The 10230-nt window shown below is 67.6% G+C and carries 8 protein-coding genes; 4 read left to right on the forward strand and 4 right to left on the reverse strand.

Going from position 1 to position 10230, the window contains the following annotated elements:
* Nucleotides 1–48: 48 nt before the first annotated feature.
* Nucleotides 49–2154, reverse strand: coding sequence for a transketolase family protein (locus tag ACEOAB_RS29240; RefSeq protein WP_056594743.1), 2106 nt, complete (start codon nucleotides 2152–2154; stop codon nucleotides 49–51).
* A gap of 146 nt (nucleotides 2155–2300) precedes the next feature.
* On the opposite strand from ACEOAB_RS29240, the gene speD reads away from it, so the two are divergent.
* The 3 genes from speD (at nucleotide 2301) to ACEOAB_RS29255 (ending at nucleotide 4931) form a co-directional block, all read left to right on the forward strand.
* Entirely contained in the window at nucleotides 2301–2675 is a 375-nt protein-coding gene (speD, locus tag ACEOAB_RS29245) for an adenosylmethionine decarboxylase (protein WP_413750760.1), read from the forward strand.
* Between the two features lie 145 nt (nucleotides 2676–2820).
* Nucleotides 2821–3534 carry a nucleotidyltransferase family protein gene (locus tag ACEOAB_RS29250; RefSeq protein WP_413750764.1) on the forward strand — a complete coding sequence of 238 codons (714 nt, stop codon included), beginning with the start codon at nucleotides 2821–2823 and terminating at the stop codon, nucleotides 3532–3534.
* On the forward strand, nucleotides 3531–4931 hold the full coding sequence (locus tag ACEOAB_RS29255; protein ID WP_413750761.1) for an aminopeptidase P N-terminal domain-containing protein: 1401 nt from the start codon (nucleotides 3531–3533) through the stop codon (nucleotides 4929–4931). The genes ACEOAB_RS29250 and ACEOAB_RS29255 overlap by 4 nt, the downstream gene beginning before the upstream one ends.
* On the opposite strand, the gene ACEOAB_RS29260 is transcribed toward ACEOAB_RS29255, so the two are convergent.
* Nucleotides 4873–5838 carry a LysR substrate-binding domain-containing protein gene (locus tag ACEOAB_RS29260; protein WP_495653300.1) on the reverse strand — a complete coding sequence of 322 codons (966 nt, stop codon included), beginning with the start codon at nucleotides 5836–5838 and terminating at the stop codon, nucleotides 4873–4875. The genes ACEOAB_RS29255 and ACEOAB_RS29260 overlap by 59 nt on opposite strands.
* 134 nt (nucleotides 5839–5972) lie before the next feature.
* On the opposite strand from ACEOAB_RS29260, the gene ACEOAB_RS29265 reads away from it, so the two are divergent.
* Nucleotides 5973–6380, forward strand: coding sequence for a tautomerase family protein (locus tag ACEOAB_RS29265; RefSeq protein ID WP_007828549.1), 408 nt, complete (start codon nucleotides 5973–5975; stop codon nucleotides 6378–6380).
* A gap of 40 nt (nucleotides 6381–6420) precedes the next feature.
* Here ACEOAB_RS29265 and ACEOAB_RS29270 read toward each other — a convergent pair whose 3' ends face one another.
* Nucleotides 6421–7773 (reverse strand): esterase-like activity of phytase family protein, encoded by a 1353-nt coding sequence (locus ACEOAB_RS29270; RefSeq protein WP_413750763.1) that lies wholly within the window; start codon nucleotides 7771–7773, stop codon nucleotides 6421–6423.
* 70 nt (nucleotides 7774–7843) lie between these two features.
* On the reverse strand, nucleotides 7844–10132 hold the full coding sequence (gene pbpC, locus ACEOAB_RS29275; protein ID WP_495653301.1) for a penicillin-binding protein 1C: 2289 nt from the start codon (nucleotides 10130–10132) through the stop codon (nucleotides 7844–7846).
* Nucleotides 10133–10230: the final 98 nt, after the last annotated feature.

Raw genomic sequence — 10230 nt, forward strand, 5'->3', positions numbered from 1 at the left:
CTAAGGTTGAAAAACTTGTGATCGAACGGAAAGAAACGCTTGGCGGGATCAGTCCCGCAGCGCCGCTTCCACGGTGGCGGCAACGTTTTCCGCCGTGAAACCGAAGTGCTTGAACAGCGCCGGCGCCGGTGCCGACTCGCCGTACGTGTCGATGCCGACGACGGCCGCGCAGCCGTACTTCCACCAGCCGCCGGTGCAGCCCATCTCGACGGCGATGCGCGGAATCTTCTTCGGCAGCACGCTCTTCTTGTAGGCCAAGTCCTGGCGATCGAAGGTGGTGGTCGAGGGCATCGACACCACGCGCACGGCGATCTTCTTCTCGGCCAGCAGCTTCTGCGCTGCCAGTGCGAGCGGCACTTCGGAACCGGTGGCGATGATGACGGCGGCCGTCTTCTTGCTCTTGAGGCCGACGACTTCGGGCTCGGACAGCACGTAGGCGCCGCGGCTGATGTCGCCGAGCTCGCTCTTCGGTGCGTAGGCGATGTTCTGGCGGCTCAGCAGCAGCGCGGTCGGGCGCGACTGGTTCTGCAGCGCCACGGCCCAGGCCACGGCCGTTTCGGCCGTGTCGCCCGGACGCCAGACGTCGAGGTTCGGAATCAGGCGCAGCGAGGCGGCATGCTCGATCGACTGGTGCGTCGGGCCGTCTTCGCCGAGGCCGATGGAGTCGTGCGTGAACACGTGGATCACGCGGCGCTTCATCAGCGCGGCCATGCGGATGGCGTTGCGGCTGTAGTCGCTGAAGGTGAGGAAGGTGCCGCCGTAGGGGATGTAGCCGCCGTGCAGCGCCACGCCGTTCATGATGGCGGCCATGCCGAACTCGCGCACGCCGTAGTTGATGTGGCGGCCGATCTCGCCGTGCGGCGGCTCGACGGCAGCGCCTTGTGCGGCTTCGTCTTCGGCGCCCTGGAGCACCACCGGCGCGGGGGGCGCGTTCAGCACGACGGCGCCGGTCTTGGCGTCGAAGCGCAGCGCGGCGGTGCTCTTGGTGTTGGTGAGGTTCGAGCCGGTCAGGTCGGCACTGCCGCCGAGCATTTCGGGCAGCGCGGCGGTGAAGGCTTCCAGCGCGAGCTGGCTGGCCTTGCGGCTGGCGACGGTCTCACCCCTGGTGTGGGCGGCGACCACGGTGTCGAACGCCACCTGGTGGAAATCCTTGGGCAGCTCGCCCTTCATGCGGCGGGTGAACTCGGCGGCCAGTTCGGGGTACGCGGCGGCGTAGGCGACGAACTTGTCGTTCCAGGCGGCTTCGGTCTTCGCGCCTTCGGCCTTGTGGTCCCAGTCGGCGTACACCTCGGCCGGGATTTCGAAGGGCGGGTAGTGCCAGTCGATCGCGTCGCGGGTGAGCTTGATTTCTTCGGCGCCGAGTGCCTCGCCGTGCGCCTTGGCGGTGCCGGCGCGGTTCGGGCTGCCCTTGCCGATGGTCGTCTTGCAGATGATCAGCGTGGGCTTCGATTCTTCCTTCTTGGCCTTGGCAATGGCCTTGGACACGTCCTTGGCGTCATTGCCGTCGATCGGACCGATGACGTTCCAGCCATAGGCCTTGAAGCGCTCTTCCGTGTTGTCGATGAACCAGGGCTTGACCTGGCCGTCGATGCTGATGCCGTTGTCGTCGTACAGCGCGATCAGCTTGTTCAGGTGCCAGGCGCCAGCGAGGGCGCAGGCTTCGTGGCTGATGCCTTCCATCATGCAACCGTCGCCCAGGAAGGCGTAGGTGTGGTGGTCGACGACGTTGTGGCTATTGCGGTTGAACTCGGCGGCGAGCAGCTTCTCGGCCAGCGCGAAGCCCACGGCATTGGTGATGCCCTGGCCCAGCGGGCCGGTGGTGGTTTCGACGCCCGGCGTCACGTCGACTTCGGGGTGACCGGCGGTCTTGCTGTGCAGCTGGCGGAAGTGCTTGATTTCCTCCATCGGCAGGTCGTAGCCCGTGAGGTGCAGCACCGAGTACAGCAGCATCGAGGCATGGCCGTTCGACAGCACGAAGCGGTCGCGGTCGAACCAGTGCGGGTTGGCGGGGTTGTAGCGCAGGTGTTCGCCCCAGAGTGCGACGGCCATGTCGGCCATGCCCATCGGTGCGCCCGGATGTCCGGAATTTGCTTGTTGGACGGCATCCATGGCCAGAGCGCGGATTGCGTTGGCCATCAGGGCGTGGTTTGCCATTTGCGGTGGACTTTCGGGGGAAAAGGGTGGGAGGGGATAGGGGGAACCCGCGATTTTACCGGGCGAGCCCGGACACCCGCCGATACAGGGCAAACGTCCGGCCGATGCTCTCTTGTGCAGCGGCCGGACTGCTAGAGTTGCGCCCCATGCACGGGCTGCACCTCACCGCCGACCTTCACGACTGCCAATGCGGCCTTCAATGGCTGACCGACCGGGAGGCCCTGGGCGCCGTTTGCCTCAAGGCGGTGGACGCTGCCGGACTGCAGGCGGTGGGCAGGCTGGTCCACGGATTTCCGGCCACGCCGCAGGGCCCGGGCGGGGTCACGGCCACCGTGCTGCTGGCCGAATCGCACCTGTGCATCCACACCTGGCCCGAGCAGCGCGGCGTGACGCTCGACGTGTATGTGTGCAATTTCGGCGGCGACCACTCGGCCAAGGCGCATGCGCTGATGGAATGCCTGGTGGCGCTGTTCCAGCCCCGCCACAGCGAACGCAACGAGTTGCAGCGCGGGCGGAAATGACACTCGCCCCCAGGCTTCGCGCACTTCGTGTCGCTTCTCCCACCCCCTGCCGGGGGCAACACCAGAGGCCCGGCATAGCCGGTTCCTCGGTGTTTCCCGAAAGAATCAGCCGATGACGAACGTAGCTTCGATTTCCGTGCGGGCCATGATCCTGGCCGCGGGGCGCGGCGAACGCATGCGGCCGCTGACCGACATCACTCCCAAGCCCCTGCTCGAAGTGCGCGGCAAGCCGCTGATGCAGTGGCCGATGGAAGCGCTGGCCGCGGGCGGGTTCACCGAGCTGGTGATCAACACGGACTGGCTGGGCACGCAGATCTCCGAGCGGTTCGGCGCCAAGCCCTTGTTGCAGGGGCCATCGGCACTGTCGATTTCATATTCCGACGAGGGCCGCGACTTCGGCGGCGCGCTCGAAACGGCCGGCGGCATCGTGCGTGCGCTGCCCTTGCTCGGCGAGGTGTTCTGGGTGGCGGCCGGCGACGTGTTCGCGCCTGGCTTCGCCTTCGCGCAAGACTCGGTCGACCGCTTCGTCGCCAGCGGCAAGCTCGCGCACCTGTGGCTGGTGCCGAACCCCGCGCACAACCTCAAGGGCGATTTCGGCTTGTCCGCCGGGGGCCTCGCGCTCAACACGGCCGACCGGAAGTTCACCTTCTCGAGCATCGGCCTGTACCGCGCCGAGCTCTTCGCGCCGCCGTACTGCGACATCCCGAGCGGCAACCCGGCCGGCCGCAAAGCCCCGCTGGCACCGATCCTGCGCGCCGCGATGGACAATGAACTCGTGAGCGCCGAGCTCTACACCGGCCCCTGGACCGATGTAGGCACCCCCGAACGACTCGCCCAACTGAACACGCCAAGCAGATGACTTCAGCAGCAGCCACCACCACGATCTACGCCGAGCGCCGCGCGCGCCTCGCCTCGCAGCTGGGCAAGGACGGCATCGCGATCATCCCGACCGCGCCCGAACGCCCGCGCAACCGCGACACCGATTTCCTCTACCGCCACGACAGCTACTTCTATTACCTGACCGGCTTCACCGAGCCCAACGCCTGGCTGGTGCTGGCGGGCGACGGCCGCGCCACGCTGTTCTGCGCGCCGAAGGACCTGGAGCGCGAGATCTGGGACGGCTACCGCCTCGGCCCCGACGCGGCACCCGCGGCACTCGGCGTCGACGAAGCCTTCTCGGTCGCCGACCTCGATGCCAGGCTTCCGAAGCTGCTCGAGAACCGCTCGATCGTGTGGTTCCCATTCGCCATCCACAAGGGCCTCGAGACCCGCATCGACGGCTGGCTGCAGTCGGTGCGCGCCCGCGTGCGCTACGGCGCGCTGTGCCCCGAGGAACAGCGCGACCTGTGCGGCCCGCTCGACGAGATGCGCCTGATCAAGGACGCGCACGAGCAGGACGTCATGCGCCGCGCCGCGCAGATCAGCGCCCGCGGCCACGTGCGCGCGATGCAGCTCTCGGCCCGCATGCTGCGCGAGGGCAAGGACGCGCGCGAGTACCACCTCGACGCCGAGCTGCTGCACGAATTCCGCCTTGGCGGCTCGCAGTACCCGGCCTACTACTCCATCGTCGCGGCCGGTGCCAACGCTTGCGTGCTGCACTACCGCGCCGATGCGGCGCCGCTGCGCAAGGGCGAGCTGGTGCTGATCGACGCGGGCTGCGAACTCGACGGCTACGCGAGCGACATCACCCGTACCTTCCCGGCCGACGGTAGGTTCACCGGCCCGCAGCGCGCGCTGTACGACCTCGTGCTGGCCAGCCAGGACGCCGCGGCCGCCGTCACCAAGGCCGGCAACCGCTTCACCGACCCGCACGACGCCGCGGTGAAGGTGCTGGCGCAGGGCATGCTCGACTTCGGCCTGCTCGACGCCAACAAGGTGGGCGGCGTGGACGACGTGATCGACTCGCGCGCCTACTTCCAGTTCTACATGCACCGCACGGGCCACTGGCTCGGCATGGACGTGCACGATTGCGGCAGCTACGTCGAGCCCACGCAGGTCGGCGAGGTGAGCGAGCGCAAGGATCCGCTGTCGAACGAGGTCATCAAGAACCGCCCGAGCCGCATCCTGCATCCGGGCATGGTGCTGACGCTGGAGCCCGGCATCTACGTTCGGCCCGCCGACGGCGTACCCGAGCAGTTCCACGGCATCGGCATCCGCATCGAGGACGACGCGATCGTCACGGCCACCGGCTGCGAGCTTATTTCGCGCGGCGTGCCCGTGAAGGCGGACGAGATCGAGGCGCTGATGCGGGCTTGACGGCGCGCGCGCCGAGCGGCCCGGGCTGTGGCATCGCCATGGCCTGGGCCTGAAGCCAGTCGCAAAACAACCGCGCCGCCTCGTCCCGGGTGCCGTTGCGCCTGGCGACATAGCGGTAGCCGCTGGCATGAAAGCCCAAGGGCGCGGTCAATCGCCCCGCCCGCACGTCGTCCATCACGAGATGCCAGGGCGCGATGCAGATGCCCAGGCCGCCGATCGCGGCCTCCAGCGTGAAGTAGTAGTGCTCGAACTCCGTGCCGGGCAGAACCCGCACCGCGCTGCCGACCGATGCGCTCCACATCGACCAGGCATTGCGCCGCGTGCGTGTCTGCAGGATCTCCTGGTTCTCGAGATCGGCCGGCTCACCGAGCCGCAACCGGTCGGCCAGGCCGGGAGCCAGCACGGGGCCGAGCAGTTCGTCGAACAGGAACACATCGGCGGGCGTCGCCTCCTCGTCTTCGTCCTGCGCCACCGAGATCGCGACGTCGCTCCGCGACACCGGCGTTGCCGCACTCTGGTCCGTGGCCTTGAGCCGCACGCCGATGTCCGGCTGGCTCGCATGAAAATCGTAGAGCCGCGGAATGAGCCAGCGCATTGTGAAGGTGCTGAGGCAGGAGACGTCCAATGTCGTGTGCTGCCGCTCGAGCATGGCATCCACCGCCTGTTCGATCTGCATGAAGGCCGCCGACAGGGTCGGCTGCAAGTACTTGCCGGCAGCGGTCAGCACGGGCTGGTTCTTCGGCCCTTCGAACAGCACGACGCCGAGCGCATCCTCGAGTTGCCGCACCTGCCGGCTGATCGCACCAGGCGTGACATGCAACTCGTCGGCGGCCAGGGTCATGCGGCCCAGACGGCCGGCCGCTTCGAAGGCGCGCAGCGCGTTCATGTGGCGAAGATGCTGTTTCATGGTGAAGTGACTTTATTGCACATAGCACCGGCAAATTCATCGGTTCGTTTTTTGCTTTGCGGCGCCTACAAACGGCGCATGACCTGTCCGGAATCGTCCGGCGGCATGCATCGCTTTTGCTGGAGTCCGTCACCATGCCTTTCATTCGCACCGCCGTCCCTGAAGACACGCCTCCCGCCCAATGCCAGGCCATCGTGCGAGGCATCCACGACGCACTGGTCGGCAGTATCGGGATGCCGGAGGACGAGCTGTTCAACCTGGTGAACCCATACAGGGCCGACCATTTCTTTTTCGATCGCAGGTTCAATGGCGTGGCACGTTCCGATCGCGTGATCGTGGTCGAAATCACCATGCGCCGGGGGCGCAGCGACGCGATGAAACGGACACTCTATGGCCAGATCGCGCACAACCTGGAACACCAGGCTGGCATCGCACCAGCCGACGTTTTCATCTTCACTCACGAAAACGATTACTCGGACTGGTCGGTCGGCAACGGCCAGTTCGCGATGACCTTGGTGCAGCAGCGCGGCACGGACACTTGAAAGGCCGCAAGGCGGTGCCGATGCCCTCGCTGCGGGTCGCTTACTTCGCCTGCAGCAACGCGCCCGCTTCCAGCAGCACCAGCTCGTTGTCGTCCGCCTTGTTCGGCTCGCGGCTGCTCGAGAACGGCAGGTTGTTGTCGTTGCCGACCACGATGTGTGTGGCATCGACCACGTCGACGTTCTCGATGGTGAAGAAGGGGAACTTCAGCACGCCGTCGTTCAAGGGCTTGCGTGCGAGCTTGTCGGGGTCGGCGATGTTCAGCAGGTCGATGTAGCCGATCTTGCGCACCGGGCCGCCCACGTTCGCGTCGTTCAGCTCGACCTTGTAGACGCGCTTGAACTTGGCTATGTCGTGGAAGCAGTCGGTGCGCTTCTGGCCTTCGGGGCAGGCCTTGTCGCTCGTGCCTTCGCCGTTGTCGCGTTCGATGATCAAGCCGGTGGTGCCGTCGATCATGTTGAAGTCGCCGATGGCGTTGCCATTGGCTTCGAGCACGTACTTCCAGTGGCGGCCCGTCCACTTCTCGGTGGCCACATCGAACTCCAGCACGCGCAGCGCTTCCTTGCCGTCGACGCGTTCGTAGTCCTTGGCCTCGGCGTTCCACACCGGGCCTTCGAGCAGCGCGTAGAGCTTGCTGCCGTCCTTCGACGAGGCCATGCCCTCGAAGCCCTTGGAGCGCTTGATCTGGAAATCGACCGCGCCGCCGGGCACGCCCGGTGTGGTCACTGCGGGGTGATCGGGCGAGCGCACGACCTTGCCGTCGACCAGCGTGTCGTACACGGCGAGCACCTTGCCCTTGAGGTCGGCCTTGATCAGGAAGGGTCCGAACTCCTCGCCGATCCACAGCGCGCCGCCGGCGAACTGGAAGCTCTCGGGGTCGAAGTCGGCGCCCGTCAAGTAGCGCTGCTTGGAGCCTTCGTGGACGATGCGGAAGGGCACCTTCTTGTCCGGGTCGTGCAGGAAGATGGTGTTCAGGCGGTTGAACTTGCCGCTCTTGAAGTCCACCTTGTAGTGGTTCAGGTAGAGCATGAAGTCGGGCGAGTTGGCCTTGGTACCGGCACCGTTGTCGGTGAGGATCCAGAAGCTGCCGTCGTCCATCTTCTTGATGCCCGAGTGGCCCTGCAGCGGCTGGCCCTTGAAGGGCAGCGACACGCCCGTGCCGCGGCCGGCCGACAGGCCTTCGACCGAGCCGATCGCCTCGACGCGCTTGCCGGTCGTGAACTTGCCGCTGGCCTGCAGGTCGGCCGGCGCGTCCTTGGGCGCAGCGACGAAGCTCTGCGCGGGCAGCACGGCGTGGCCGGCGAGCGTGGAGGGGAAGGCGGTCTGGGCCGCAGCGCCGCCGCATGCGAGTGCAGCGGCAAGAGCGACGAAAGACAGGGAGGCGATGCGCGTCATGGAAAGGAAGGCGTTCGAGTTCAAAACGCGTGACCATGCCGAGGCGGCATGACGCGGCCATGACATCCTTTCAGGGGGCGACGTCCACCGTCACTTCGCGCGACTCCGCGCGGCCCTGGTCGTCGACCGCGCGCAGCACATAGCGCCGGCCCGATGCCGCGAGGTCGGGCATCCAGGTGATGCCTTCGCCGGGCGCGGCGCGGCCGATGAGCGCGTCGTCGGCAAACCAGTAGATGGCCTGCGTGCCCGCGGCAGCCTCGGCGCGCAGCACCAGCGGCTCGGGCTTCTTCACGCGCAGCGTGTGGCGCACGCCGCGCAAGGGCGACGTGATGAGCGGCGCGCTTTCCGACGCAGCGCCATCCTTCTCGCAGCCGTCCGCCGGTGCGCTCGCGCGTGGCAGGCCGGCCTGGCGGAACAGGCGGCGCATGTCGCTGCCCCATTGCTCCACCACCTGCTGGCGCGCATTGGGCTGCGGGCCGCAGACCACCTTGCCGGTCGTTTCGTCGACCCACACTGCGCGGTGCAGGTTGCTGACCTGGATCGGCGACTTGCCGGCGATGAACCATGTCATGGTGCGCACCGGGCACAGTGCGTCGGGCAGGCCACCCGTCGCGGCGCAGACCTCGACCTGGCGCAGGTCGGGCGGCTGGCGCGACGCCACCTCGCCGGGGTCGAGCCGCTCGGCGCGCAGCGCATCGACCATGCGCAGGAACAGCGGCGCGGCCGCATCGACGCCCACCAGCGCCGGGTTGCTGGTGCCGTCGAAATTGCCGACCCACACCACCAGCACGTGACGGCCGAACACGCCGGCCGTCCACGCATCGCGAAAGCCCCAGGACGTGCCCGTCTTCCACGCGATGGCCGGGCGCGCGGGCAGCGTGGTGTCGGGGCGCGGCGTGTGGCGCAGCATGTCGAGCGTGATGAACGACGCTTCCTCGCTCAGCAGGCGCAGCGGCTGCACGGGCCGCTCGCCGGGCGCGGGCTGCGTGTAGCGGATGGGCTGCGAGATGCCGCCATTGGCCAACGTCGCGTACATGCCGGCCAGCTCCTCGGGCGTGACCTCGCCACCGCCCAGCACCAGCGCGAGGCCGTAGTGCGATTCGCCCTGCAGCTTCTGCACGCCTGCCAGCCGCATGAAGTCGTAGAGCCCCGGTTTCGAGAGCTTCGCCGCCACCGCCACCGCGGGCACGTTCCGGCTGCGGATCAGCGCTTCCTGCGCGGGCAGCGGCCCGGCGAAGCGGTGGTCGAAGTTCTCAGGCGTGTAGGGGCCGAAGGAGGTGGGCGCGTCCTTCAGCATGGTCTTCGGATGCAGCAGCCCCTGGTCGAGTGCAAGCGCGTAGATGAAGGGTTTGAGGGTGGAGCCCGGCGAGCGCTTGGCCAGAACGCCGTTGACTTGCCCCGAGATGGCGTCGTTGCGGAAGTCGGCGGAGCCGATCATCGCGCGCACCTGCATCGTCGATGCATCGAGCAGCAGCGCGCTCGCGTTGTTCATGCCCACGTCGGCATGCGCGCGCAGGTATTGCGCCATCACGCGTTCGAGCGTGGCCTGCATGCGCAGGTCGATGGTGGTGTGCACTTCCTGCACGCCACGCTCCTGCGCGAGCAGCATGTCGGTGGCGTGCGGTGCCAGAAAGGGCAGGCTGCCGCGCGACTGCGCCGACAGCGCCAGTTGCGCATCGGGCGCATGCTGCTTCGCCGCCGGATCGCGCTCGGCCCACAGCGCCCACAGGCGTTCGCGCGCCGACTGCAGCTCGGCGTTGCGGCCGCGCTCGGCGATGCGCTTGACGGGGTTCTGCGGAATCACCGCGAGCGTCAGCGCCTCGGGCAGGCTCAGCTTGGCGGCGTCCTTGCGGAAGTAGATGAGGCTCGCCGCCTGCACGCCCTCGATGTTGCCGCCATAGGGCGCGGTGTTGAGGTACGCCTCGAGGATGTCGTGCTTGCTGAAGCGCGCCTCCAGCCACAGCGCGGCGAAGATCTGCGCCACTTTGCCGGTGGGCGTGCGGCTGTCGATGCCGTAGACGCGTCGCGCGAGCTGCATGGTGAGCGTGGAGCCGCCCTGGCGGCGCTCGCCGCTGGCAATGCGCCACGCGCTGCGCGCCAGCGCGGCAGGGTTGACGCCGGGGTGCGTGTAGAAGCGCCGGTCTTCGTACAGCAGCACCGCATCGACCAGCGTGGGCGAGATGCGTTCGAGCGGCACCCAGAGACGGTATTGTTCGTCGCCGGCGAGCGTGAGGCGCAGGAGCTGGCCGCCTTGCGCGTAGACGGCGCGGGAGCTGCCGACGGTTTCGCTGAGCGCTGCGTGCGGCCACAGGCGAAGCAGTGCGAGCACGAAGACGACGAACGCGAAAGCGATGCCCATCTTTCTCCCTCTCCCTCCGGGAGATGGTTGGGGTGAGGGCATCGGCGACGGATCGAGCACGGTGGTCATGTTGGTGCCGCACCCTCACCCTAACCCTC

The sequence above is a fragment of the Variovorax sp. Varisp53 genome (genome assembly GCF_059491555.1).

Bases quoted from the DNA above. Each gene is read 5' to 3' on its own strand.
- ACEOAB_RS29240 (WP_056594743.1), bottom strand. From the start codon at position 2,154: ATGGCAAACCACGCCCTGATGGCCAACGCAATCCGCGCTCTGGCCATG.
- speD (WP_413750760.1), top strand. From the start codon at position 2,301: ATGCACGGGCTGCACCTCACCGCCGACCTTCACGACTGCCAATGCGGC.
- ACEOAB_RS29250 (WP_413750764.1), top strand. From the start codon at position 2,821: ATGATCCTGGCCGCGGGGCGCGGCGAACGCATGCGGCCGCTGACCGAC.
- ACEOAB_RS29255 (WP_413750761.1), top strand. From the start codon at position 3,531: ATGACTTCAGCAGCAGCCACCACCACGATCTACGCCGAGCGCCGCGCG.
- ACEOAB_RS29260 (WP_495653300.1), bottom strand. From the start codon at position 5,838: ATGAAACAGCATCTTCGCCACATGAACGCGCTGCGCGCCTTCGAAGCG.
- ACEOAB_RS29265 (WP_007828549.1), top strand. From the start codon at position 5,973: ATGCCTTTCATTCGCACCGCCGTCCCTGAAGACACGCCTCCCGCCCAA.
- ACEOAB_RS29270 (WP_413750763.1), bottom strand. From the start codon at position 7,773: ATGACGCGCATCGCCTCCCTGTCTTTCGTCGCTCTTGCCGCTGCACTC.
- pbpC (WP_495653301.1), bottom strand. From the start codon at position 10,132: ATGGGCATCGCTTTCGCGTTCGTCGTCTTCGTGCTCGCACTGCTTCGC.